This window comes from Streptomyces sp. NPDC042336, from assembly GCF_055581985.1.
On sequence record NZ_JBVJEA010000005.1, the window covers coordinates 118450 to 142372 of the forward strand.

The window sequence follows — 23923 nt, forward strand, 5'->3', positions numbered from 1 at the left end:
GGTCATCGAGTGATCCGCGGGTGCCGCGACCGTGGTGGTGTGTGCTGTGCTGCGGTGCCGCGCTGCTGTCTCGAAGAGTCTGGCCCGGACCGGGGGTCGACCGCGCTGGTGTTCAGCGCAGTCTTCTACTGAGGAAAACCCCACCCCCGCGGGTCCGGTTCACCGCCCCCCAGCGGCGTAAAGCCAGCCTAAGGACGCCACCGGGTCCCTCTCGTCCTCCGTCGGTACGAACCCTCCCCGACCCGTAGTACGGAGGTACCCCTAGGGGCAGTCCACCCTTCGGTGGAGCGGATCTCGGGGTCGCCTCCACCCCGGGACGCACCGAGCGTCCACCCTCACGCGGCGTCAGGAGCAAGCGGAAACCGAGGGAGCAGGGCCACGGCCACATACCGACCGATCAGTTCGGCCAAAACGCAGCGTGTCACCCAACCCGCGAGTAACGTGCGTGGCCCCCACCCCCCACCTCCTGCGGTCCACCGCTCGGACCCAAGCCGCGCAAGGAGCACCGGGATGACCTACGACCCGTCCCCGTCGTACCCGCACCGCCCACCACCGCCCCCACCCCCGTACGCCCCGTACGCCCCGTACGCCCCGTACGTCCAGCCCGCGGCCCACCGCGCCCACCGCGCACCCCGCCGCGACCCGCTGGGACACCACAGCGACCTGCGGATCCTGCGCAGCGCCTACCGCTGGCAGCGGCGTACCGCGACGCTGACCGCGCTCGGCTACTTCACGCTGTTCCTGATCCTGTCCGCGTACGCGCCCGGGCTGATGGCCGGCACCGCCGTCGCCGGGCTGCCCACCGGGCTGCTGCTCGCCCTGGCCCAGCTCCCCGTCACCTGGCTGGCGATCGCGCTGTACGAGTACACCGCCCGGCGCCGCGTCGACCCGCTGGCGGACCGCATCCGCAGGGAGGCCGCACTGGACGCCCGGCGGGAGGCGGGACGGTGACCGAGTTCAGCGGCAACGCCCAGACGATGTCCCTGGTCGGCTTCACCGCCGTCGCCACCGTCACGCTGCTGCTGTGCGTGATGACCGGCCCCGACCGGGACGACCTCGACGAGTTCTACACCGGGTACAGCTCGCTGTCCCCCATGCGCAACGGCCTCGCGATCGCCGGCGACTACATCTCGGCGGCCTCCGTGCTCGGCACGGGCGGTGTCATCGCGCTCTTCGGCCACGACGGCGTCGTGCTGGCGCTCAGCACCGCGCTGTCCCTGATGCTGCTGATGTTCCTGCTGGCCGAACCGCTGCGCAACGCGGGCCGGTTCACGATGGGCGACGCCCTCGCCCGCCGGATGCCGGGGCGTGCCGTGCGCATGACGGCCTGCGCCGTGACCGTCGCGGCGCTGCTGCCGCTGATGCTGGTGCAGCTCGCGGGCACCGGCCAACTGCTCGCGTTCGTCCTCGGTTTCTCCGGTGCGGCGTTGCAGACCGGCTGCATCATCGGCCTGGGCGTGCTGATGATCGGTTACGCGGCGATCGGCGGCATGAAGGGCACCGCCCTCATCCAGATCCTCAAGATCGTGATGCTGCTGGGCTCGGGCCTCGTGGTCGCCGCGCTGATCCTGCACCGCTTCGACTGGGACCCGGGCGCGCTGTTCGACGCGGCGGCGGACCGCAGCGGCGCGGGCTCGGCGTTCCTGAACTCCGGGCTCCAGTTCGCGGGCGGGCCCCATCCGGACGCGGACATGATCTCCTCACAGCTCACCGTCGTCCTCGGCGGCGCCTGCCTCCCGCACGTCACCATGCGCATGTACACCGCCTCCTCCGCCCGCCAGGTGCGCCGTTCGATGTCCTGGGCGGTGTCCGGCGTGGCCCTGTTCGTGCTGGTCGTCACGGTGGTCGGGTTCGGCGCGACGGCGCTGGTGGGGCGGTCGGTCATCGCCGGGATCGACCCGCAGGGCAACACCGCCTACCTGCTGGGCTCGCAGGCGGCGTTCGGCGCACGGGTCTCCACCGCCGAAACGTTCCTGTTCACGACCGTCACCACGGCCGTCTTCCTCACCCTGCTCGCCTCCGTCGGCGGCATGATCCTGGCCTGCGCCAACTCCCTGGCCCACGACGTCTTCGCCGCCCGCGTACAGGAGATGTCCCCGCGCCGCGAGATGACCCTCGCCCGCCTCTCCGCCCTGGCCGTCGGCGTCCCGGCGATCGTCCTGGCCACCCTCGTCCAGCACCGCAGCCTCCAGCCGCTGGTGACCCTGTCCTTCTGCCTGGGCGCCTCGGCCATCGCCCCCGCCCTGGTCTACGGCCTCTTCTGGCGCCGCTACACGCGCACCGGGCTGCTGAGCACCCTCATCGGGGGCTCACTGGCCGTGCTGCTGCTGATGCCGGGCACCAACCTCGTCTCCGGCTCCCCGGTCTCCGCCTTCCCCGAGGCCGACTTCAACTGGTTCCCGTTCACCACGACGGGCCTGGTCTCCATCCCGCTGGGCTTCGCCTGCGGCTGGCTCGGCACGATGCTCTCCGGCCGGCGCAAGGCGCAGGAGCAGCGCCGGCACTACGAGGCGGTGGAGGGCTGGATCCTGGCGGGCGCGGTCCGCAGGGGCGACTGAAGGCGCGGGGGCGGCTCGGGGCTTCCGTCGCTGGCGTCAGGCGGCTCGCGGCTTCCGTCGCGGGCGTCACTCCACCGCACGCCCCGTCAGAGAGCTGAGATTGCTGCGTACGGAGTCCATGTGGGCCTGCAGTTCGTCCCACCGCTCCCCGTGCTCACGCAGCACCCGCTCGGTGTCGCGGGCGATGCGCTCACGGCACGCCCGGGCCTCGGCGACCACCTCGGCCGCCCGGACCCGGGCCTCCTCCTGCCGCCGCCCGGCCGCCTCCCTGGCCTCGGCCAGCTCCTGCTCGGCGTCGCGCACTTGCTGCTCCGCGCGCGCCGCCGACTCCGCGTACCGGGCGTCCAGCGCCCGCGCACGCTCCTCCTCGGTCCGCTCGGCGGCGGCCCACCGTTCGGCCAGCTCCCTGCTCTGCTCGGCGGCCGCCCCGGCGGTGCGCCTGCGCATCTCGCGCAGCGCGGCCAGCGCCTGGGCACGCCCCGCCTTCACCTCGCGCCGTGCCTCGATCCGCGCCTCGTCCGCCTCCGCGCGCGCCGCGAGCAGCCGCTGCCGGGCCCGCTCGTCGGCCTCGGCGCGTACGGCGCCGGCGTGTGCCCGGGCCGCCTCCCGCACCCCGTCCGCATGCGCCCGCGCGTCCTCCATCAGCCGCCGCGCGTCACCGCGCGCCCGCTCACGCACCGCCTCGGCCTCCTCCTCGCCGAGCCGGAACAGGTCTCGCGCGCGCTCCCCCAGTACCGCGTAGTCCTGCGTGGTGAGCTGCGCGACCACCTCCCGCAGGTCCTCCAGGTCCTCCTCCATCTCCCTGGCCAGCACGGTGAGCCGGGCGGCCCGCTCCCAGGCCGCGTCGCGCTCCTCGGACAGGGCCGCGGCGTACGCCTCCACCTGCTCGGGACGGTAACCGCGCTCGCGCCCGCGTACGGTCACGAAACCGTGGGGGGAAGCCGATGCACCGCTCACGCTCATCACCCCTGAATCACCCTTCGCGTCACGCTTGTGGTGAACCTGCCGCATCACATGGACCTGTCCGACTTTATGGACCAGACGTAAGCCCACATAATCCGACACACCGCACACAAAGGGCGGGGCCCGGTCGACCTGCGAGTCGACCGGGCCCCGCCCCGTCGGGTACGTCAGCGGCGCGAACGCCTCACAGCAGCCCGTCCCACATCTGCTCCAGCAGCACGGACCACCAGCTCTCCGGCGACCCGAGCGCCGCCGGGTCCAGCGCGGCCAGCTGCGCCTGGAAGTCCACCGTCCAGCGGCCCGCCTGCTCCTGGTTCAGACCGAACCTGAGCCGCCACATCCGGCCCAGCAGCGCCAGGCAGCGCGCGAACTCCGGCAGCCCCGTGTTCACGAACTGCGGCGGCACCGGCGCACCGCCCGGACCCGCCTCCACCGGAACCGCCACGATGGCGGCCGTCCCGTACTGCACACAGATCGCCCGACCGAAGTCGCTGCCCACGACGAGGTACGACCCCGCGTCCGAGGCCGGCTGCACCCCGCGCTCGGCCGCCAGCTCCGCCAGCGTCGGCACCGGACGCCCCGGCTGGGCCTGCGCCCAGAAGAACGGGCCCATGTCCATCGGCAGCCCCGCGGCCACCAGCGTGTGCGCCACGACCGGCGGCACGCCCTGCCGGGACACCGCGGCCTGCTCGAACCGGAAGACCGCCGGCCCGAACGCGCCGGCCAGCTCCTGTCCGACGGCCTCCGGCGGAACCGGCGGTACCGGCTGCACCTGCGGCAACGGAGCACGCACCGGCGCCGGCCGCGCGGGCCCGTCGGCCACCTGGTGCAGTTCGCCCTGGTGCGCCAGCAGTTGCCGCATGCCCTGCTGCCGGCTCGCGTGGTCCAGGCCGTACGGCGCGATCGAGGTGATCCGCGCCTGCGGCCACTGCTCCCGGATCATCCGCGCGCAGTACGCGCCCGGCAGTTCGCAGGACTCCAGCTCGGTGTGCAGCTCCAGCACCTGGTCCGGCGGCACGTTCATGGACCGCAGCTCGTGGAAGATCTGCCACTCCGGGTGCGGCGTCCCCGGCGCGGAACGCCGGATCAGCTGCTGCTCGGAACCGTCCTGGGCGCGGTAGCGCAGCACGGCCTGGTAGCCGGGGCCGACGGTCGGCTGACCGGTGGGCTGCGGCGGATAGCCGTATGCCGGCGGCGGACCGGGCACGGGCTGCCCGGGCGGCGGCGGTACGGCACCGGGCGGGGGCGGCGGGGCGCCGACGCCGCCGGGACCGCCCACGGAGGGCGCGGCCAGCACGGTCTGCGCGTGGTGCACGGCGCCGCCCGCACCGCCGGCGGAACCCTGCGGCCCGGAAGCACCGGGCACACCCGGAGCGGCCGGCGGAGGCGGCGGCGTGCCCGGACCGGAAGGCACGCCGGGCGCACCCGGGGCGGCGGGGGCACCCGGAGCCCCGGGCGGACCAGGGGGGTTGGGCGGGCCGGGCGGACCGGGGGGCTGCGGGGCACCGCCGCCCGTCCGGCCCGGGTCGGCCAGCATCGTGGCGGCGTGATGCATCCCGCCCGGCGGTGTCCCACCCGGCGCACCGGGCGCGCTGGGCGGAGGCGGCGTACCCGGCGCGCCGGCCGGAGGCTGCGGGGCGACGGGCGGGGGCGGCGTGCCCGGACCGCCCGGGCCCTCGGGACCGAGCGACGACACCAACTGCGTCGGCACGTAGCCGCCCGCCGGCGTACCCGGCGCGGGCGTCCCCGCCGGCGCGGGCGGGCTCGCCGGACGCGCACCCGGCGCGCCGGGCACCCCGGGAGCGCTCGGCGGAGGCGGCGTGGTCGAGCCACCACCGCGGCGGGGCGGCGGCGTCGCCTTGCTGGTCGCGGCGTCCGCGATGTCCCCGGCATTCGACGCGGGCGGCCGGGGCGGTGTCGCGGGCGCACCGGGACCGGCGGACGGTCCGGCCGCGGGCGGTGCCGGGGCCGCGGGCGGCGGCGTGCCGGTACCGGCGGGCGCACCTGGCGCGTTCGGGTCGCCGATCGCCGGCGCGAGCGCCGTCGCCGGAAGCCCGCTGCCGCCCGACATCAGCGCCGTCTTGGCGTCCGGCGCCGTGGACGGCGGCGGCGTGTCGTCGTCGGCACCGCTCAGCGGCGGGGCGAACACGGTCTGGGGCAGCGGCACGGAACGGTCCTCACCGGCGTCCGCGTTGGTGTCCGTCCCCGCCCAGGGCGTCGCCCCGGCGGGCGCGCTCGGGGCATGCGGAGCACTCGGCGCACCCGCACCGGAGCCGCCGGCACCAGGCCCGGAACCCGCGGCCGGCCACCCGGCACCGCTCCCTGACGAACCATCCGCCGACGCCGCAGCCGAAGCCGGCGCCGCGGGGGCGGAAGGCACCCCGGCCTGCGTCTCGGGAAGCGCGCCACCGGCGCCACCACCGGTGCCACCGGCACTCCCCGTGTCACCGCCGTCCCGCCGGCGGTCCGGGATGCCGATCCGGTCCGCCGCCTCCTGCAACCACTCCGGCGGACTCAGCAGGAACGACGTCTGGTTCAGGTCGACCCGCGCCGCAGGCGCCGGAGCCGCCGCCTCGTCCGGACGGCCGTACTCCTCCTCGTACCGGCGGATCACCTCGCCCACCGGGAGCGAGGGCCACAGCGTCGCCTCGCCGCTGTCCCGGGCGATCACCAGCCGCTGCGCACCCCCGTCCGAACGGGGGCCGTCCGCACGGTCCTCGGCCCACACCACGAAGCCGAGGTCGAACTCCCGCACCCGCACCTCACGGTGCTGGTACGCCGGCAGCTCGCCGTTGACCCATTCCTCCGCGCGCTCCTGCGCCTGCGCGAACGTCACCATCGTCAGCTCACTCCCCTACCGACGCCGACGCGGGCACCGCACGCGCGAAACCGCCGTCCACCATCAGGTTCGCCACCGTCTCCAGCTCCGGCGGGGAACCCGCCAGCCGCGACAGGAACACGTCGAAGTCCTCACCGCACGGCAGCAGCAGCCGCTCCACCCGGTCCGCCGGCGGCCACGACGGGTCCACGTCCCGCACGTCGTCGTACGCGCAGAACCACACCGAACCGATCCGCTCGCCCTTCACCTTCACGGCCAGCAGACCGCCCTGGACGAACGCGACGCCCAGATAGTCCTTCGTCAGATGGTCCCGCAGACACTTGTTCACATAGACCAGGTCGTTGACCGCCGCCTCCTCACGCACCGTGAAGAACGGCTGGTCCACCAGCAGCCCCAGCTCCGCGTCGAGCGCCGTGCCCACCGGAGCACAGCCGCCCGCCGCCTTCAGGAACGACCGGTAGGCGCCCGGCAGCCGGTACCCGAGGTCCTCCTCGACACCCTGCACCTGCTGCTCCGTGACGGCCACACCCGACTTCGGCAGACCGAAGTGCGCCGGACGCGTCTCCTGCAACGGCCGTGTGCCGCGCTTGCCCTGGTCCACCGCCGCCGTCGCGATCCCGCCGTGGTGCCGCAGCAGCGCCTTCACCTCGACCGGGACCAGCTCCATCCGCCGCGAACCCGCCACGTGGTGCCACGTCCAGCCGTGCGGCGTCGCCACCGCCGGAACCGTGTCCCACAGCTCGTGCCCCGACGCCGCCAGGGCCGCGTTCGCCGACACGTAGTCCGTCAGCCGCAACTCGTCGACCCCGAACCCCTCCGGCGGATCCGCGATCTCCGCGACCGCGCGCGCGTACGGCGAGAAGTCGGGGTAACCACCCGCGTCCACCCGTACCCCTCTCGGGTGACGGGCCGCCCGCACCGGATCCGGGAAATGCACGACCTGCCCGGCATAGGCCGCGTTCGGCGGCGCGGCTGCTTGCCCGAGCCGACCTGTCGTCATGGCGGTTGCCCCCTGCGGCGTCTGTCTGCTGCCAGATCCGTCTGATCTGCCTGCACTGTCTGGTCCACCGCGTGCGAGCGCGGTGCCGACAGCCTATGCGGTAGGGCAAGAGGGGTCACCGGCACCGGACCCCGCACCCCGCGCCCCACAGCTCCGCTTCCGTGACCAGCCGTCACCCTCCCGTGACACACCGCCCATACCCGGGCGTGTCACCCCGCCCCAGCTTCCGCAGGAGCCACGGGATTTGGCACTCTGTGACCTTCGGGGGGATGCTCAGGAGGGGAAGACGATCATGAGTGCGACACAGACGGGACCCGAGACCGGGCGGTCCGACGACCCCCGCGGCGGCGACCCCCGCATCGGGTGGAGCAGCGCCGACGCCCACCGGACCCCCACCCTCCGGCACCGCCGCGACGGCATACTCCCGACCGTCGCCGCCGCCCTCTCCGTGCGCGGCACCACCCTCACCGGCACCGCGACACGCGCCGACACGCCACCCGCCCTGCACCACCTCGTACAGGACTTCCTCGACACCCTCACCAGCGGCCAACGCGACCGCTACACCGGCCGCTGCGCCGAGACGATCCTCATCTCACGCCACCTGGCCACCGCCGACGCCACCCGCAGCAAACGCGCCGCGCGAAAACCCATGACCAACGGCGAAGCCCGCAAAGCACTCAAACACGCCAAACTCACCACCCGCCGCATCCGCGAGGACGGCGATCCGCTCCACGGCGCCTTCGCCCCGCCCTGCCGCGCCTGCACCGCCCTCAGCGCCCACTTCGGCGTCCGCGTCGTCGACCCCACGACGGAGAAGGACTGACCGAGCAGACCGAGCCGAACCAGCCGACCGACACGAACCAAGGGCCGATGCAAGCCGACCGCACCTCCACCACCCGCTTCCCCGTCCCCGTCGACGCCGCACTGCGCGACGCCGGCTGGCAACCGGGCCGCTGGGACATCAGACAGGCCGAGATCTGGGCCGACACCCTGCGCGAACACACCTCGCCCGCCGGACACCGCCACACCGTCTTCCCCGCCGCCGTCGAGGCCTGGGCCGAATTCGGCGGCCTCCACATCGCACCCACCGGACCCGGCCGCCAGATCGCCCCGGCCACCCTGCACCTCGACCCCCTGCACGGCCTCCACATGGCCCGCACCCTCGGCGACCTCGGCCGCGCCCTCGGCACCCAGACCTGTCCTCTCGGCACCGAGACCGACAGCCAGGCCCTCATCGCCATCGACACCGAAGGCCGCGTCTACGCCCTCGACCACACCGGCGACTGGTACCTCGGTCCCACCATCGACACCGCCCTCGCCACCCTCGTCGCCGGCACCCAGCCCGCCCGCCTCACCGTCACCGGCTGACGCGGCGGGCAGGACGACAGGACGGCGCGACTACGACGCCGGGATCACCGCCGACACCCGGAAACCCCCCGCGTCGGTCGGCCCCGACACGAACACACCCCCCAGAGCGGCCACCCGCTCCTTCATCCCCACCAGCCCGTTGCCCCCCGACGGCAGGCGGGCCGACGACGCCGCCGAGGCCTCCGGCGGCGGCTCGTTCTCCACCTGCATCGCGATCTCCGAGACCCGATGCGCCAGCCGTACGTACGTCTTCGCGCCCGCCGCGTGCTTGTGCACGTTCGTCAGCGCCTCCTGCACCACCCGGAACGCCGTCGACTCCACCTCCGCCGCATACAGCCGCACCTCCCCCTCGACCGACAGGTCCACGACCATCCCGGCCGCCTCCGACTGCCCGATCAGCTCGTCCAGCTCCGACAGGCACGGCCCCTCCGAGGACGACTCCCCGTCCTCCGCGGCCCGCGACGCAGCCGCCGCGGCAGCCACCCCCACCGCAGCCAACGGCACCGACGCCCGCTCGGTCCGCGCACCGTCCCCGCCACTGCGCAGCACCCCGAGCATCTCCCGCAGCTCCGTCAGCGCCTGCCGCCCCATGTCCCCCACCAGAGCCGCGTTCTTCACCGCCTTCTCCGGGTCCTTGCGCGCCACCGCCTGCAGCGCCGCGGCGTGCACCACCATCAGACTCACCCGGTGCGCCACCACGTCGTGCATCTCCCGCGCGATCCGCGTCCGCTCCTCGCCCCGCGCCCACTGAGCGCGCTCCTCCGCCCGCTCCGCGAGCAACTGCAACTCCCGCTCCAGGCTGTCCGCCCGCTCCCGCAGACTCTCCATCAACCGGCGCCGCTGCCCCACGTACAGGCCGAGCAGCAACGGCGGCGCGGTCAGCCCCAGCGACGAGCCGATCGCCGCGAACGCGAAGAACCAGTCCCCCATGTCCACGCCGTCCCCGACCATGTCCTGCCGCAACCGCACGAACGTCACGATCAACGTCCCCACGAACGACATCCCGGCCAGGGCCCCGATGATCCGCCGCGGCAACTCGCACGCCGCCAGCGTGTACAGGCCGACGACACCCAGCAGGAAGCCCATCTCGGCCGGTGTGATGGCGATCGCCACCAGCACCACCGCGATCGGCCACTTCCGCCGCACCACCAGCACCGAACCGGCCAGCAGCCCGAAGACAACCCCCATCGCCAGCGGGATCCCGGCGTCCCGCGCGAACGGAATCCCCTCCGCCGCACACTCCAGCGCGGACACGGCACCGAGGCTCACATCGAGCACCGCACCGCGCCGCCTGTCCCACCACCCGGGCCCACCCCGGGCCGGTACGTGGTCTTCCCCCGTCGTGGTCATGCCTCCAGCCTACGGGCGCCGGGCGCCCCTTTTCCGGTGACTTTCGACAAACGATAGGACGCGATATCCCTCGAACCGGCAGGGGACTCCCGCCCGGGACGCCCCGTGATCGAAGTCCCCGGGAGCGCCACCCGTACCGTCGCGTCGAAGGCTCCTGGTACGGCATAGTGTTGGGTGCCGACTCGGCGAACTGACCAGGCGTCCGGTTCAGTCGAGTTTCATCCCCCATGGTGTAATCAGGCAGCACTGAGGGTTTTGGTCCCTTAAGTTCAGGTTCAAATCCTGATGGGGGAGCTGTCGCTTCCGGGCCCTGACATCACTGTCGGGGCCCGCACTCATGTCCCCCACCAACCACCCCGGTATCCTGCGGATGTCCACCCCCACCCCCTCAAAGCCGAAGGGCATCCCGTGAGCGCCATTCGCCCGGCAGCCGTCGTCGTTCTCGCAGCGGGTGAGGGCACCCGTATGAAGTCGGCCACACCCAAGGTCCTGCACGAGCTGTGCGGCCGGTCCCTCCTCGGGCACGTGCTCGCCGCCGCCGGTGAGCTGGACCCCGAGAACCTGGTCGCCGTCGTGGGGCACGCCCGCGAGAAGGTCACCGCGCACCTCGCCGAGGTCGCCCCCGACGTACGCACCGCCGTCCAGGAGCAGCAGAACGGCACCGGGCACGCCGTGCGGATGGGCCTCGAGGCGCTGGGCGGTGCCGTGGACGGGGTCGTCGTGGTCGTCTGCGGGGACACTCCCCTCCTCACCGGCGAGACCCTCAAGGCCCTCGCCGCCACGCACTGCGCCGACGGGAACGCCGTGACGGTGCTGACGGCCGAGGTGCCGGACGCCACGGGCTACGGCCGGATCGTGCGGGACGGGGCCTCGGGTGCCGTGACGGCGATCGTCGAGCACAAGGACGCCTCCGAGTCGCAGCGGGCGATCCGTGAGATCAACTCGGGGGTCTTCGCCTTCGACGGGCAGCTGCTCGCGGACGCGCTGGGCAAGGTGCGCACGGACAACAGCCAGGGCGAGGAGTACCTCACCGACGTGCTCGGGATCCTGCGCGAGGCGGGGCACCGGGTCGGGGCGTCGGTGGCCGGGGACCACCGGGAGATCGCGGGGATCAACAACCGCGTGCAGCTCGCCGAGGCACGCCGGATCCTCAACGACCGGCTGCTGACCGCCGCGATGCTGGCCGGCGTGACCGTGGTGGACCCGGCGACGACGTGGGTCGACGTCACGGTGACGTTCGAGCAGGACGTGGTCGTGCACCCGGGCACGCAGCTGCACGGCGCCACGCATCTCGCCGAGGGCTGCGAGGTCGGGCCGAACTCCCGCCTCACGGACACCCGGGTCGACGCGGGCGCGCGGGTGGACAACACGGTCGCCTACAGCTCGCACGTCGGTCCGCAGGCCTCCGTCGGTCCGTACGCGTACCTGCGGCCGGGCACCCGGCTCGGTCTCAAGTCGAAGATCGGTACGTTCGTCGAGGCGAAGAACGCCTCGATCGGCGAGGGGACCAAGGTCCCGCACCTCTCCTACATGGGTGACGCGACGATCGGCGACTTCACGAACATCGGTGCCGCGAGCGTGTTCGTGAACTACGACGGGCAGGACAAGCACCACACGACGATCGGCTCGCACTGCCGTACCGGTTCGGACAACATGTTTGTGGCTCCCGTCACGGTCGGGGACGGTGCCTACACCGCCGCCGGCTCGGTGATCACGAAGGACGTGCCGCCCGGTTCGCTGGCCGTGGCCCGTGGCCAGCAGCGGAATATCGAGGGTTGGGTGGCCCGGAAGCGTCCGGGGAGCGCGGCGGCGAAGGCGGCCGAGGCGGTCTCCCGCGAGGCGGGCGGCGAAGACTGACCGGAAACCGGCGCGTCGAACACGGCGTACCGTGATAAGTGCACATCCGCACCCCACCAGCTGAGACGCCCCCGCGGCCAGTCGGGAGAGCGCCCATGAGCTCAGCTGCGAACCTCTGAGGAGAAAGTGCTGTGACCGGGATCAAGACGACCGGCGAGAAGAAGATGATGTTCTTCTCCGGCCGCGCACACCCCGAGCTTGCCGAGGAGGTCGCCCAGCAGCTGGGTGTCGGGGTCGTCCCGACGAAGGCCTTCGACTTCGCCAACGGTGAGATCTATGTGCGGTATCAGGAGTCGGCGCGCGGTGCGGACTGTTTCCTGATCCAGAGCCACACGGCTCCTATCAACAAGTGGGTCATGGAGCAGCTGATCATGATCGACGCGTTGAAGCGCGCGTCGGCCCGCTCCATCACCGTCATCGTGCCGTTCTACGGTTACGCGCGGCAGGACAAGAAGCACCGTGGGCGTGAACCGATCTCGGCGCGTCTGATCGCGGACCTGATGAAGACCGCGGGTGCGGACCGGATTCTGGCCGTGGACCTGCACACGGACCAGATCCAGGGCTTCTTCGACGGTCCGGTGGACCACCTGTTCGCGCTGCCGCTGCTCGCGGACTACGTGGGTGCGAAGGTGGACCGCGCGAAGCTGACGGTGGTGTCTCCGGACGCGGGCCGGGTGCGGGTGGCGGACCGGTGGTGCGACCGTCTGGGCGCACCGTTGGCGATCGTGCACAAGCGGCGCGACAAGGACGTGGCGAACCAGGTCACGGTGCACGAGGTCGTGGGTGACGTGGAGGGGCGCATCTGCGTCCTGGTCGACGACATGATCGACACGGGTGGCACGATCTGCGCCGCGGCGGACGCGCTGTTCGCGCACGGTGCGGAGGACGTCATCGTGACGGCGACGCACGGTGTGCTGTCGGGTCCGGCGGCGGACCGGCTGAAGAACTCGAAGGTGAGCGAGTTCGTGTTCACGAACACGCTGCCGTCGGCGAGTGAGCTGGAGCTGGACAAGATCACGGTGCTGTCGATCGCGCCGACGATCGCGCGCGCGGTGCGTGAGGTGTTCGAGGACGGTTCGGTGACGAGCCTGTTCGACGAGCAGTGAGCGTCGTGCAGTAACCGTTCTGCAGGTGCGGTCCCGCCTGTTTGATCGTTTTGGGTACGGCCTTCCTCTCCGAGTAGACTGCTGAAGTTGCTCGGCGAGGGAGGCCGTACCCGTGTGTGCGGGTGTGGCGCTCCGTTATCGACGCGCTCTTCGTAGCAGGCCGTTCGTGGCCGGGTGACCACGTCCGTTCCTGACTTACACGAGGAGTGATCATGTCCGAGGTGAAGCTCACCGCCGTGACGCGTACCGAGTTCGGCAAGGGTGCCGCGCGTCGTATCCGTCGTGACAACAAGGTTCCCGGTGTTCTGTACGGCCACGGTTCCGACCCGCTGCACCTGACCCTGCCGGGTCACGAGCTGCTGCTGGCGCTGCGTACGTCCAACGTGCTGATCGCGCTGGACATCGACGGCAAGACGAACGAGCTGGCGATCCCCAAGTCCGTGCAGCGCGACCCCATCAAGGGCTTCCTCGAGCACGTCGACCTGCAGCTGGTGAAGCGCGGCGAGACCGTGTCGGTCGAGATCCCGGTGCAGGCCGAGGGCGAGCTGGCCCCGGGCGGCTACCTGCTGGAGTACGTCCTGGACGCGCTGCCGGTCGAGGCCGAGGCCACGCACATCCCCGAGTCCGTCACGGTCTCCGTCGAGGGCCTGGAGGCCGGTGCCTCCATCCTCGCGAAGGACATCGCGCTCCCGTCCGGCACCAAGCTGGACGTCGACGGGGACACGGTCGTCCTCCAGGTCCTGGCCGCGCAGGCCGAGGAGCCCTCCGCCGAGGGTGAGGGCGAAGAGGCCGCCGAGGCCTGATCCTCTCGCACGGTCATCGTGTGGTCGGCCGCTGTTCCCGTGCGGGGCAGCGGCCGACGTGTATGTGTGGACGGACGGGCGGTGAGGAGGGATGGACGTGACGACGGACGCGGGCGCTCCGTGGCTGGTGGCCGGCCTCGGCAATCCGGGCCCCGAGTACGCCGCGAACCGGCACAACGTCGGCTTCATGGTGGCGGACCTGCTGGCGGAGCGGATCGGGGCGCGGTTCAAGCGGCACGGCAAGGCGCAGGCGCAGGTGGTCGAGGGGCGGATCGGTCCGCCGGGGCCGGCGGGCCGGCGGGTGATCCTCGCGAAGCCGATGTCGTTCATGAACGTGTCGGGCGGTCCGGTGACGGCGCTGCGGGACTTCTACAAGGTTCCGGTCGGCAACATCGTGGCGGTGCACGACGAGTTGGACATCGACTACGGCGTGCTGCGGCTGAAGCTGGGTGGCGGGGACAACGGGCACAACGGCCTGAAGTCGATCACGAAGTCGCTGGGCCCCGACTACCACCGGGTGCGGTTCGGGATCGGGCGGCCGCCGGGGCGGATGCCGGTGGCGGACTTCGTGCTGCGGGACTTCTCGTCGACGGAGCGCAAGGAGCTGGACTACTTCGTCGACCGGGCGGCGGACGCGGTGGAGGCTCTGGTGATCGAGGGGCTGGAGCGGGCGCAGAGCACGTACAACTCCTGACTTGTCCGGCGATGGTGCGCGGGTGAGTTGACCGGGCGCGCAGGCATGGCCAATGATCCCGGCCATGCCTGCCTCCGCCGCCGCTCGTGCCCGTCAGGCCTCCCCCGCGTCCTCGGCGTCCGCCGCCCTGCTGCGGTTCGGCCGGGTCGCGGCGATGGGTACGGTCGCCGTGCTGATCCTGATCGCGGGTGTGTGGGCGTCGTGGGGTACGGCGCAGCACGTGCTGCTGACCAAGGGGCGGGAGCAGGGCACGGTCGAGGTGACGCGGTGCGGCGCAGGGACGTGCAGCGGGCCCTACTCGCCGGTGTCGGCGGGGTCGCAGGCGCGGGAGCGGGTTGTCATCGAGGACTCGGTGGCCGTGGCGAAGGGGCGGACGTACGCGGTGGTGGTGAAGCCCGGCGGTGACGAGGTGGTGCGGTCGGGGCCGGCGGGTGTGCTGTACGCGTGGGTGCCGTTGGGCGGGGCGCTGCTGTTGGCGTCGGTGGTCGTGGCGGGCGGGCTGCGGCGGCCGCGGGTGGCGTGGGGGATGGCGGGGGCGGGGGTCGTGCTGCTGACGGCGGCGTTCTTCGCGGTGTGAGGTCGTCGCGTACGACGTGAGGTGCCCCCGGGCTCTGTACGAACCCGGGGGCACCGGTGTGTCACGTGCGGGGCGCCAGGGTCCCCGAAGGCCGGGTCAGCCCGTGTTGCGAAGGCCCGCGGCGACGCCGTTGACCGTGAGGAGGAGGGCCCGGGCGAGCAGCGGGTCGGGGTCCTGGCCCGCGGCGGCGGCCTCGCGCTGGCGGCCGAGGAGGGCGACCTGGAGGTAGGAGATCGGGTCGAGGTAGGCGTCGCGGATGGCGAAGGTCTGCTTGAGGACCGGGTCGGCGTCGAGGAGTTCCGTCTCGCCGGTGACGCGCAGGACCTCGCGGACGGTCAGCTCGTGTTCGGCCTTGATGGTGTCGAAGACGTGCTTGAGCTCGTCCGGCACGAGGGTGTCGACGTAGTGCTGGGCGATGCGCAGGTCGGTCTTGGCGAGGGTCATCTCGACGTTGGAGATGAAGTTGCGGAAGAAGTGCCACTGCTCGTGCATCTCGTCGAGCACGGTGTCCAGGCCGGCCTCGCGCAGGGCCTTGAGGCCGGAGCCGACGCCGTACCAGCCGGGGACGATCTGCCGGGACTGGGTCCAGCCGAAGACCCACGGGATGGCGCGCAGTCCGTCGAGCGAGACGCCCGAGCCGGGGCGGCGGGACGGCCGTGAGCCGAGGTGCAGGTCGGCGAGCTGGTCGACCGGCGTGGAGGCCAGGAAATACGTCGGCAGGTCGGGGTCCTCGACCAGGTGCCGGTAGGCCTGGTGGGCGGCCTCGGAGACGACGTCCATCGCGGCGTCCCAGCGGGCCAGGGCCTCGTCGGACTGGCGCGGCGCGGTGTGCAGGGCGGACGCCTGGAGGGTGGCCGCGACGGTCAGCTCCAGGTTCTCCCTGGCCAGGGCCGGGATGAGGTACTTGTCGGAGATGACCTCGCCCTGCTCGGTCACCTTGATCTCGCCCTCCAGTGTGCCCCAGGGCTGGGCGAGGATCGCGTCGTGGGTGGGGCCGCCGCCGCGGCCGACGGTGCCGCCGCGGCCGTGGAAGAGGCGCAGCCGGACGCCGTAGCGGTGGGCGACGTCGCGCAGCCGGCGCTGGGCGCGGTGGATCTCCCACTGGCTGGTGGTGATGCCGCCGAACTTGGAGGAGTCGGAGTAGCCGAGCATGACCTCCTGGACGTCGCCGCGCAGGGCGACCAGTCGCCGGTAGGAGGGGTCGGCGAGCAGGTCCTCCAGGATGGTGTCGGCGGCCTTCAGCTCGTCGGTGGTCTCCAGGAGCGGCACGATGCCGATCTTCGCCCAGCCGGCGTGCAGGTCGATCAGTCCGGCCTCGCGGGCCAGGACGGCCGCGGCGAAGACGTCGTCGGCGCCCTGGCACATGGAGATGATGTACGACTCGATGACCTCGGGGCCGAAGACCTCCAGGGCGCGGCGGACGGTCTGGAAGACGCCGAGGGTCTTCTCGCCGGGCGCGTCGACGGGGGCCGGGCTGGGGGCCAGGGGCCTGCGGGAGCGCAGCTCCTTCGCGAGGAGCTTGGTGCGGTACTCGCGGGGCATGTCGGCGTAGCGCCAGGACTCCTCGCCGAGCCGGTCGAAGAGCTGGCCGAGGGCGTGGTGGTGGGCGTCGGCGTGCTCGCGGACGTCCATGGTGGCGAGCTGGAGGCCGAAGGCGGCCAGGGTGCGGATGGTGCGGGCGAGGCGGCCGTCGGCGAAGAGGCTGCCGCGGTGTTCGCGCAGGGAGGCCTGGACGATGCGCAGGTCGTCGATGAGTTCGGCGGTGCCCAGGTAGTCGCGGCCGTCCTCATGGGCGGTGCCCCTGGCCAGGCGCTGCTTGGTGTTCTCCAGCTTCTGGCGGATGCAGGTGGCCTTGAGCCGGTAGGGCTCCTCGGCGTTGAGGCGCTTGTAGCGGGGGCTGATCTCGGGAAGCCGCTCCAGGTCGGCCTGGAGCGAGGTCAGCAGTTCCTCCGTCGCGCCCGCGTACCGGATCGAGTTGGACAGGAAGCCGCGCAGCTCGTCGATCATCTCCAGGGCGTCGTTGATGCCGTGTTCGTGCTGGAGGATGAGGATGTCCCAGGTCACCTGGGGGGTGACGTTGGGGTTGCCGTCGCGGTCGCCGCCGATCCAGGTACCGAAGGTGAGGGGGCGGGTGTCGTCGGGGAGCTTGACGCCGGCGCGCTCCAGTTCCGCGGTGAGGTCTTCGAGGACGTCGCCGACGGCGCCCAGGTGCAGCTCGTCGAGGTAGTAGATGGCGTTGCGGGCCTCGTCGGCGGGCTCGGGACGGACGACGCGCAGCTCGTCGGTCTGCCAGACCAGGTCGATGTTCTCGGCGAGCCGGGTGTCGAGGCGGCGCCGGTCGGACTCGTTGACCGGGGTGTCCAGGAGGGCCGCGATACGGCGGAGCTTGTTGAGGACGGAGCGGCGGGCGGCCTCGGTGGGGTGCGCGGTGAACACGGGGCGCACGTTGAGGTTGCGGACCGTCTCGCGCAGGTGCTCGGGGTCGGCGTCCTTGAGCCGGTCGGCCGTGCGGGCGAGCAGTCCGCCCTCGGCGGCGCGCTTGGCGCCCAGTTCGCGGCCGCGGTGGACCTGCTCGGTGACGTTGGCGAGGTGGAAGTAGGTGGAGAAGGCGCGGACCAGCTTGGCGGCGGTCTCCAGTTCGGTGCCGCGCAGCAGTTCGGCGGCGGCCTCGCCGTCCTCGCGGGTGAGTCGGCGTACCTTCTCGACGAGTTCCAGCAGCTCGGGGCCCTCCTGCCGGACCAGGGTCTCCCCGAGGAGATCACCCAGTCGGCGGATGTCGGCGCGCAGTTCGCTGCTGGTCGTCGTGGTGGTCTGGTCGTCGGCACTGCTCACAGGTGCGGCTCCTTGCAGTGTTGAAGCTCGTCTGGGAGGGAACCCGGACGGCCGTCTCGCGCGGCGGGCGCCGCTTACCGGGCCGGACGTCCGGGAAGTAATCAGAGCGGACCGCGCTGTCCGACCGACTCCCAGGATAGGTGTCGGCCAGGACGCGCAGGCTCTGGGGCTCTTGCCGCGCGGCCACGCACTGCCATACTTACGTCGCCGTAGGTTACGGAACCGTAGGAAGACCGCGCAGGTTCCGGAGCCCGGCACCGGACCCCACCCTCGACCCCACAGGGGACGCGCATGACCACGAGTTCCGATGTGATCCCAGACGCTCCGCAGCCGACCGACCCCACCGACGCGGCGTCCGCCACGCTGGGCGGTGAGCAGAAGCGGTCCATCGAGCAGATCACGCTGCTGATGTTCATCACCGTTCCGTTCCTCGCGCTGGTGGCGGCGGTGCCACTGGCGTGGGGCTGGGGCGTGAGCTGGCTGGACCTGGGGCTGCTGGTCTTCTTCTACTTCCTGGGCTGCCACGGCATCACCATCGGGTTCCACCGACACTTCACCCATGGCTCCTTCAAGGCGAAACGGCCGTTGAAGATCGCGCTGGCGATCGCGGGCTCGATGGCGGTCGAGGGGCCGCTGGTCCGCTGGGTGGCCGACCACCGCAAGCACCACAAGTTCTCCGACGACGAGGGCGACCCGCACTCCCCGTGGCGGTACGGCGAGACGGTGCCCGCCCTGATCAAGGGCCTGTGGTGGGCCCACATCGCCTGGATGTTCGACGAGGAGCAGACGCCGCAGGACAAGTACGCGCCGGACCTGATCAAGGACCCCGCACTGCGTGCGGTCTCCCGCCAGTTCGTCCTGTGGACCGTGGTGTCCCTGGCGCTGCCCGCGCTGATCGGCGGGCTGGTCACGATGTCCTGGTGGGGTGCGTTCACCGGGTTCTTCTGGGGTTCACTCGTGCGGGTGGCGTTGCTGCACCACGTGACCTGGTCGATCAACTCGATCTGCCACGCCGTGGGCAAGCGCCCCTTCAAGTCCCGGGACCGCTCGGGCAACGTGTGGTGGCTGGCGATCCTGTCCTGCGGTGAGTCCTGGCACAACCTGCACCACGCGGACCCGACCTCGGCGCGGCACGGGGTGATGCGCGGCCAGCTGGACTCCTCGGCCCGGCTGATCCGCTGGTTCGAGCAGTTCGGGTGGGCGTACGACGTGCGCTGGCCGTCACGCTCGCGTATCGATTCACGCCGCAACACGGACCAGGACGGCGCCCGCCGCCGGAAGGAGACGGCGAAGGCGGCATGATTGACGCCGTGGCGACCGACTCCAGCAGCACCCCAAGCAACGAGAAGCCGCGGCGAGCGCGTCGCACCCGGATGACCGGTGCCGAGCGCCGCCAGCAGCTGCTGGAGATCGGCCGCACCCTCTTCGCGGCGAAGGGCTTCGAGGGCACCTCGGTGGAGGAGATCGCGGCGAAGGCCGGGGTGTCCAAGCCGGTGGTGTACGAGCACTTCGGCGGCAAGGAGGGCCTGTACGCGGTGGTCGTGGACCGCGAGATGCGGCGGCTGCTCGACATGGTGACCGGCTCCCTGACGGCCGGCCACCCGCGTGAGCTGTGCGAGCAGGCCGCCTTCGCGCTCCTGGACTACATCGAGGAGTACACGGACGGCTTCCGCATCCTGGTCCGCGACTCCCCCATCCCGCAGTCGACCGGCACGTTCGCCTCCCTCATCTCGGACATCGCCACCCAGGTGGAGGACATCCTGGGCCGCGAGTTCAAGAACCGCGGCTTCGACGCCAAGCTGGCCCCGCTGTACGCCCAGGCGCTGGTGGGCATGGTGGCGCTGACCGGCCAGTGGTGGCTGGACGTGCGCCGACCGAAGAAGGCCGAGGTGGCGGCGCACCTGGTGAACCTGGCGTGGCACGGCCTGGACGGTCTGGAGCCGAAGCCGCGGCTGATAGGGCACCGCAAGAGCTAGCGGTCGCGAGGGCAGAACACATGCAGCCACTGCGCGGCGTCACCGTCGTCTCGCTGGAGCAGGCGATCGCCGCTCCCTACGCCAGCCGTCAGCTCGCCGACCTCGGCGCGCGGGTGATCAAGGTGGAGCGCCCGGGGACGGGGGACTTCGCCCGGGCCTACGACTCCCGGGTGCGGGGTCTGAGTTCGCACTTCGTGTGGGTCAACCGCAACAAGGAGTCCCTCACCCTGGACTTCAAGGATCCGCGAGGCCTGGAGCTGCTGCGCCGGCTGGTCGCGGACGCGGACGTCTTCCTGCAGAACCTGGCGCCGGGCGCCGCGGCCCGCGCCGGACTGGGCGCGCGGGAGCTGCGGGCGGCGCATCCGGGGCTGATCGTGTGCGACATCTCCGGCTACGGCGCACCGGGCCCCTACGCCGACCGCAAGGCGTACGACCTGCTGGTGCAGTCCGAGGCGGGGCTGCTGTCGGTCACGGGCACGCCGGACGACATGGCCAAGGCGGGGGTCCCGGTGTCGGACATCGCCGCCGGGATGTACGCGTACAGCTCGATCCTGGCCGCGCTGCTCGAACGGGGCCGTACGGGACGGGGTGCGCATCTGGACGTGTCGATGCTGGAGGCCACCGTGGAGTGGCTGGGCTTTCCGCTGTACTACTCCTTCGACGGCGCGCCACCGCCTCCCCGGGCGGGCGCCGCGCACGCGACGATCTATCCGTACGGCCCGTTCACGGCGGGCGACGGGAAGGTCGTGATGACGGCGGTGCAGAACGAGCGCGAGTGGCACGGTTTCTGTGCGGGCTTCCTGGGCCGTCCGGAGCTGGCCGAGCACCCGCGCTACGCCACCAACGCGGACCGCGACGCGCACCGGCAGGAGCTGGGCGCGGTGATCGCGGCCCGGTTCGCGGAGCTGACCAGTACCGAGGCGATCGGGCTGCTCGACGCGGTGCCGGTGGCCAACGCCCGGGTGAACACGCTCACCGAGGTGTGGGACCACCCCCAGCTGGCCGCGCGCGGGCGCCTGCACGAGGTGCCCACCCCGGCCGGTCCCGTCCCGGCGCTGGCGCCGCCTGGACCGACCGGTCGGGCGCCGCGCATGGAGGCGGTCCCGGCGCTGGGCGAGCACACCCGCGCCGTACTCGGCGGCCTCGGCCTGTCGGAGGAGGACATCGACGCGCTCGCCGCGGACGGTGTGGTGTGAGCCCGGCCGGGTGGTCACCGGCGGGCGGGTCCGTCCGGTTCCAGGAACTCCAGGCGGTTGCCGACCGGATCGGCGCAGTGGAAACGCCGGTGGCCGGGCAGTCCGTCGTCCCAGGTGACGGGCGTGCCGTGGGCCGCCAGCCGGGCGGCGTACGCGTCGATCCCGGTGACCCGCAGCCCGGGGTGGGCCTTGCGGGCAGGCCGGAAGCCGCTCGTCTCGACGCCCAGGTGGAGCTGGACGGTGCCGGCCTGGAACCAGCAGCCGCCGCGGGCGGCGAGCGCCGGCGGCTTGGGGATCTCGGCCATGCCGAGGACGCCGGTGTAGAAGGCGCGCAGTGCCTGCTCGGCGCCGGGCGGCGCGGCGAGCTGCACGTGGTCGAGGCCGGTGATCACCGGCCCGCCGTCCCCGCGGGCTTGTGGGCGACGGCGAAGACGCGGCGGAAGGGGAACGGGGTGCCGTGCGCCTCGGCGGGGTAGGCGGCGCGCAGGACGGCCCGGTACTCCTCGACGAACGCGTCGCGGGCCGCCGGATCGTCGTCGAGGGCGTCCAGGACGGGCCGCAGTCCCGTTCCCTTCACCCAGTCGAGGACGGCGTCCTCACCGGGCAGCAGGTGGACGTACGTCGTCTCCCACACGTCGGCGGTGCAGCCGGCGGCGGTCAGCCGGGCCAGGTAGCCCTCGGGGGTGAGGACGGCGTCGTCGTGGCGCAGCACGCCGGTGAGGCGGTCCCGCCAGCGCCGGGACTCGGCCAGCTCGCGCATCAGGCGGTGGCTGGGGGCGTCGAAGTTGCCGGGCACCTGGAGGGCGAGGGTGCCGCCGGGGGCGAGGCGGTCGATCCAGTCGGGGAAGCGGTCGGCGTGGCCGGGGACCCACTGGAGGGTGGCGTTGCTGACGAGGAGGTCGTGCGGCTCCTGAGGGGTCCAGGTGCGGGCGTCGGCGGGGGCGAAGTCGAGGTGTCCGCCCCCGGGGGTGGGGCCGGCGTACCGCCGGGCGCGTTCGAGCATCCGGGGCGAGTTGTCGTAGCCGGTGACGCGTGCGGTGGGCCAGCGGTCGGCGAGCAGGACGGTGACGTTGCCGGGGCCGCAGCCGAGGTCGGCGATGCGGGGCCGGTCCGCGGGGAGGTCGGGGATCCGGGCGAGGAGGTCGGTGAAGGGGCGGGCGCGGTGGCCCGCGTGGCGCAGGTACTGGGCGGGGTCCCAGGTGGGGGCGGTGGCGGGCATGGAGCCTCCAGAGGGTGTCCGTGCGGGACGGGTACCCAGCGTCGCCCGCGAAGTATCTCGACGTCAAGACAGTTGACTTCAAGAGACTTCACGTCGACACAACCACTACACTGATCGTCATGGAGGACGAGGTCGATCGGCTGGTCGCAGCGTGGCGCCGGGAGCGCCCGGACCTCGACGTGGAACCGCTCGAGGTGCTGAGCCGCGTCAGCAGACTGGCCCGGCACCTGGACCGCGCCCGCCGGCTGGCCTTCTCCGAACATCAGCTGGAGCCGTGGGAGTTCGACGTGCTGACGGCGCTGCGCCGCGCGGGCACCCCGTACCAGCTCTCCCCGGGACAGCTCCTCACCCAGACCCTGGTCACGTCGGGCACGATGACCAACCGGATCGACCGGCTGGCGAAGAAGGGCCTGGTGGAGCGCCTGCCCGATCCCAGCGACCGGCGCGGCGTCCTGGTCCGGCTCACCGACGAGGGCCGGGACCGCGCCGACCAGTCGCTGGCGGGCCTGCTGGCCCAGGAGCGCGCCATCCTGGGCGAGCTGTCCCGCGCCCAGCGCAGCGAGCTGGCGGCCCTGCTACGCCAGCTGACCGCCCCGTTCGACAACATCCCCGGTTAGATCGGCCGGTCCCACCCCGGCCCTGCGCGCCAGTGCGACGGCGGCCAGCGTGGAGTGGACGCCCAGCTTGCCCAGCACGTTCTGCATGTGGGTGCGCACCGTGTGCGGGGACAGGTACAGCCGCTCCGCGACCGCCTTGCGGCCGAGCCCGGCGACCATGCACCGCAGCACCTCGCGCTCGCGCGGGGTCAGCGACTCCACCAGCACCTCGCTCTCGGTGCGGTGCTTGCGGGCCGCGGTCAGCTCGCGCAGGACGCCGGTGAGCAGGACGGGCGGCAGGTGCGTCTCGTCGCGCAGCACGCCCCGGATCACGCTGAGCAGCCGGGACAGGGAGCAGTCCTTGGCCACCCATCCCGAGGCGCCGGCCCCCAGGGCGAGGGCCGCCCGGCGGGGGTCGTCCTTCTCAGCGAGGACGACGATCCGTACGCCCGGCTGCCCCGACCGCACCCCGGCGACCAGCGAGATCCCGTCCACCAGCCCGTCCTCGTTGCCGTCCCGCACGGGCACGGCGGGCCGGGCGCCGGGCACGTGGCCGCCCAGGTCGGCGTCGACGAGCAGCACGTCGAACCGCCGCCCCTCGGAGGCGGCCCGCTCCAGGCAGCGCAGTGCGGCGGGACCGCTGCCGGCCGCGGAGACGTCGACGTCGGGCTCGGCGGCCAGGGCGGCCGCGAGCGACTCGGCGAAGATGCGATGGTCGTCGACGACCAGGACTCGGATACGAACCACGAAACCCCCTCCCCCGAGCTCCGCGAGGAGCAGGGGATACCCATCGTCTGTCCGTCCTCGGATGACGGCACCTGCACGGGTACGACGCCCAGGGCCCCGCATCCAGCTGTGTGCTGTTGTGCTCGGTACTCCGGGACGGGTGGCCTCGGCCGGACGGCCGCCGCCGTGCGGTCATCGCTACCCGCGCCCCGGGCGTCGTACCCGGCCGTCTCGCCCCCTGAACGGCACCGGCCCCCACCGGT

General features: G+C 72.6%; 21 protein-coding genes. 13 read left to right on the forward strand and 8 right to left on the reverse strand.

What is annotated here, in order from left to right:
• Positions 1–510: 510 nt before the first annotated feature.
• Together ACZ6IM_RS13385 and ACZ6IM_RS13390 are read left to right on the forward strand one after the other, a co-directional pair.
• A complete protein-coding gene (locus ACZ6IM_RS13385) occupies positions 511–951 on the forward strand; it encodes a DUF485 domain-containing protein (protein WP_469556574.1) in 441 nt (146 codons plus the stop codon).
• Positions 952–977: 26 nt separating this feature from the next.
• Entirely contained in the window at positions 978–2558 is a 1581-nt protein-coding gene (locus ACZ6IM_RS13390) for a sodium/solute symporter (protein ID WP_052842220.1), read from the forward strand.
• Between the two features lie 66 nt (positions 2559–2624).
• On the opposite strand, the gene ACZ6IM_RS13395 is transcribed toward ACZ6IM_RS13390, so the two are convergent.
• The 3 genes from ACZ6IM_RS13395 to ACZ6IM_RS13405 form a co-directional block, all read right to left on the reverse strand.
• On the reverse strand, positions 2625–3515 hold the full coding sequence (locus ACZ6IM_RS13395) for a hypothetical protein (RefSeq protein ID WP_052842221.1): 891 nt from the start codon (positions 3513–3515) through the stop codon (positions 2625–2627).
• Between the two features lie 190 nt (positions 3516–3705).
• Positions 3706–6360: an SUKH-4 family immunity protein gene (locus ACZ6IM_RS13400; RefSeq protein ID WP_469556576.1), complete on the reverse strand. Its 2655-nt coding sequence runs from the start codon at positions 6358–6360 to the stop codon at positions 3706–3708.
• 7 nt (positions 6361–6367) lie between these two features.
• A complete protein-coding gene (locus tag ACZ6IM_RS13405; protein WP_469556578.1) occupies positions 6368–7360 on the reverse strand; it encodes an SMI1/KNR4 family protein in 993 nt (330 codons plus the stop codon).
• Positions 7361–7652: 292 nt separating this feature from the next.
• Between ACZ6IM_RS13405 and ACZ6IM_RS13410 the strand changes: the two genes are divergently transcribed.
• Both ACZ6IM_RS13410 and ACZ6IM_RS13415 read left to right on the forward strand, forming a co-directional pair.
• On the forward strand, positions 7653–8183 hold the full coding sequence (locus ACZ6IM_RS13410; protein WP_469556580.1) for a YwqJ-related putative deaminase: 531 nt from the start codon (positions 7653–7655) through the stop codon (positions 8181–8183).
• 47 nt (positions 8184–8230) lie between these two features.
• Positions 8231–8728: an SUKH-3 domain-containing protein gene (locus ACZ6IM_RS13415; protein ID WP_052842197.1), complete on the forward strand. Its 498-nt coding sequence runs from the start codon at positions 8231–8233 to the stop codon at positions 8726–8728.
• A gap of 30 nt (positions 8729–8758) precedes the next feature.
• On the opposite strand, the gene ACZ6IM_RS13420 is transcribed toward ACZ6IM_RS13415, so the two are convergent.
• Complete coding sequence (locus tag ACZ6IM_RS13420) at positions 8759–10078, reverse strand: sensor histidine kinase (protein ID WP_469556582.1); 1320 nt, start codon at positions 10076–10078, stop codon at positions 8759–8761.
• Positions 10079–10486: 408 nt separating this feature from the next.
• Between ACZ6IM_RS13420 and glmU the strand changes: the two genes are divergently transcribed.
• From glmU to ACZ6IM_RS13445, 5 genes are all read left to right on the forward strand, one after another.
• On the forward strand, positions 10487–11935 hold the full coding sequence (glmU, locus tag ACZ6IM_RS13425) for a bifunctional UDP-N-acetylglucosamine diphosphorylase/glucosamine-1-phosphate N-acetyltransferase GlmU (protein ID WP_052842199.1): 1449 nt from the start codon (positions 10487–10489) through the stop codon (positions 11933–11935).
• A gap of 131 nt (positions 11936–12066) precedes the next feature.
• Positions 12067–13041, forward strand: coding sequence for a ribose-phosphate diphosphokinase (locus ACZ6IM_RS13430; RefSeq protein WP_052842200.1), 975 nt, complete (start codon positions 12067–12069; stop codon positions 13039–13041).
• 212 nt (positions 13042–13253) lie between these two features.
• Positions 13254–13844, forward strand: a complete 591-nt coding sequence (locus tag ACZ6IM_RS13435; protein ID WP_052842201.1) for a 50S ribosomal protein L25/general stress protein Ctc — start codon at positions 13254–13256, stop codon at positions 13842–13844.
• A gap of 91 nt (positions 13845–13935) precedes the next feature.
• On the forward strand, positions 13936–14538 hold the full coding sequence (gene pth, locus ACZ6IM_RS13440) for an aminoacyl-tRNA hydrolase (protein ID WP_052842202.1): 603 nt from the start codon (positions 13936–13938) through the stop codon (positions 14536–14538).
• A 52-nt stretch (positions 14539–14590) separates the two neighbouring features.
• Positions 14591–15115 carry a hypothetical protein gene (locus tag ACZ6IM_RS13445; RefSeq protein ID WP_469556585.1) on the forward strand — a complete coding sequence of 175 codons (525 nt, stop codon included), beginning with the start codon at positions 14591–14593 and terminating at the stop codon, positions 15113–15115.
• A gap of 96 nt (positions 15116–15211) precedes the next feature.
• On the opposite strand, the gene ppc is transcribed toward ACZ6IM_RS13445, so the two are convergent.
• Complete coding sequence (ppc, locus tag ACZ6IM_RS13450; RefSeq protein WP_052842203.1) at positions 15212–17947, reverse strand: phosphoenolpyruvate carboxylase; 2736 nt, start codon at positions 17945–17947, stop codon at positions 15212–15214.
• Between the two features lie 291 nt (positions 17948–18238).
• Between ppc and ACZ6IM_RS13455 the strand changes: the two genes are divergently transcribed.
• Genes ACZ6IM_RS13455 through ACZ6IM_RS13465 form a run of 3 tightly spaced genes read left to right on the forward strand, consistent with a single transcriptional unit; the run spans position 18239 to position 21119 of the window.
• Positions 18239–19249, forward strand: a complete 1011-nt coding sequence (locus ACZ6IM_RS13455; RefSeq protein ID WP_052842204.1) for an acyl-CoA desaturase — start codon at positions 18239–18241, stop codon at positions 19247–19249.
• Positions 19246–19923, forward strand: coding sequence for a TetR/AcrR family transcriptional regulator (locus ACZ6IM_RS13460; RefSeq protein WP_003975684.1), 678 nt, complete (start codon positions 19246–19248; stop codon positions 19921–19923). Before ACZ6IM_RS13455 ends, ACZ6IM_RS13460 begins: the two co-directional genes overlap by 4 nt.
• Positions 19924–19943: 20 nt before the next feature.
• Positions 19944–21119 (forward strand): CaiB/BaiF CoA transferase family protein, encoded by a 1176-nt coding sequence (locus tag ACZ6IM_RS13465; protein WP_469556588.1) that lies wholly within the window; start codon positions 19944–19946, stop codon positions 21117–21119.
• Positions 21120–21133: 14 nt separating this feature from the next.
• On the opposite strand, the gene ACZ6IM_RS13470 is transcribed toward ACZ6IM_RS13465, so the two are convergent.
• Complete coding sequence (locus ACZ6IM_RS13470) at positions 21134–21511, reverse strand: VOC family protein (RefSeq protein WP_052842206.1); 378 nt, start codon at positions 21509–21511, stop codon at positions 21134–21136.
• On the reverse strand, positions 21508–22338 hold the full coding sequence (locus ACZ6IM_RS13475; RefSeq protein ID WP_469556590.1) for a trans-aconitate 2-methyltransferase: 831 nt from the start codon (positions 22336–22338) through the stop codon (positions 21508–21510). The genes ACZ6IM_RS13470 and ACZ6IM_RS13475 overlap by 4 nt, the downstream gene beginning before the upstream one ends.
• Before the next feature lie 119 nt (positions 22339–22457).
• Between ACZ6IM_RS13475 and tamR the strand changes: the two genes are divergently transcribed.
• Complete coding sequence (gene tamR / locus ACZ6IM_RS13480; RefSeq protein WP_007450665.1) at positions 22458–22955, forward strand: MarR family transcriptional regulator TamR; 498 nt, start codon at positions 22458–22460, stop codon at positions 22953–22955.
• Here tamR and ACZ6IM_RS13485 read toward each other — a convergent pair.
• Entirely contained in the window at positions 22914–23681 is a 768-nt protein-coding gene (locus ACZ6IM_RS13485; RefSeq protein ID WP_052842208.1) for a response regulator transcription factor, read from the reverse strand. The two genes, tamR and ACZ6IM_RS13485, sit on opposite strands and share 42 nt — an antisense overlap.
• Between the last annotated feature and the right edge of the window lie 242 nt (positions 23682–23923).

Bases quoted from the DNA above. Each gene is read 5' to 3' on its own strand.
- ACZ6IM_RS13415 (WP_052842197.1), top strand. From the start codon at position 8,231: ATGCAAGCCGACCGCACCTCCACCACCCGCTTCCCCGTCCCCGTCGAC.
- ACZ6IM_RS13405 (WP_469556578.1), bottom strand. From the start codon at position 7,360: ATGACGACAGGTCGGCTCGGGCAAGCAGCCGCGCCGCCGAACGCGGCC.
- ACZ6IM_RS13385 (WP_469556574.1), top strand. From the start codon at position 511: ATGACCTACGACCCGTCCCCGTCGTACCCGCACCGCCCACCACCGCCC.
- ACZ6IM_RS13445 (WP_469556585.1), top strand. From the start codon at position 14,591: ATGATCCCGGCCATGCCTGCCTCCGCCGCCGCTCGTGCCCGTCAGGCC.
- ACZ6IM_RS13460 (WP_003975684.1), top strand. From the start codon at position 19,246: ATGATTGACGCCGTGGCGACCGACTCCAGCAGCACCCCAAGCAACGAG.
- ACZ6IM_RS13400 (WP_469556576.1), bottom strand. From the start codon at position 6,360: ATGGTGACGTTCGCGCAGGCGCAGGAGCGCGCGGAGGAATGGGTCAAC.
- ACZ6IM_RS13420 (WP_469556582.1), bottom strand. From the start codon at position 10,078: ATGACCACGACGGGGGAAGACCACGTACCGGCCCGGGGTGGGCCCGGG.
- ACZ6IM_RS13475 (WP_469556590.1), bottom strand. From the start codon at position 22,338: ATGCCCGCCACCGCCCCCACCTGGGACCCCGCCCAGTACCTGCGCCAC.
- tamR (WP_007450665.1), top strand. From the start codon at position 22,458: ATGGAGGACGAGGTCGATCGGCTGGTCGCAGCGTGGCGCCGGGAGCGC.
- pth (WP_052842202.1), top strand. From the start codon at position 13,936: ATGGACGTGACGACGGACGCGGGCGCTCCGTGGCTGGTGGCCGGCCTC.
- ACZ6IM_RS13410 (WP_469556580.1), top strand. From the start codon at position 7,653: ATGAGTGCGACACAGACGGGACCCGAGACCGGGCGGTCCGACGACCCC.
- ACZ6IM_RS13390 (WP_052842220.1), top strand. From the start codon at position 978: ATGTCCCTGGTCGGCTTCACCGCCGTCGCCACCGTCACGCTGCTGCTG.
- ACZ6IM_RS13465 (WP_469556588.1), top strand. From the start codon at position 19,944: ATGCAGCCACTGCGCGGCGTCACCGTCGTCTCGCTGGAGCAGGCGATC.
- ACZ6IM_RS13455 (WP_052842204.1), top strand. From the start codon at position 18,239: ATGACCACGAGTTCCGATGTGATCCCAGACGCTCCGCAGCCGACCGAC.
- ACZ6IM_RS13435 (WP_052842201.1), top strand. From the start codon at position 13,254: ATGTCCGAGGTGAAGCTCACCGCCGTGACGCGTACCGAGTTCGGCAAG.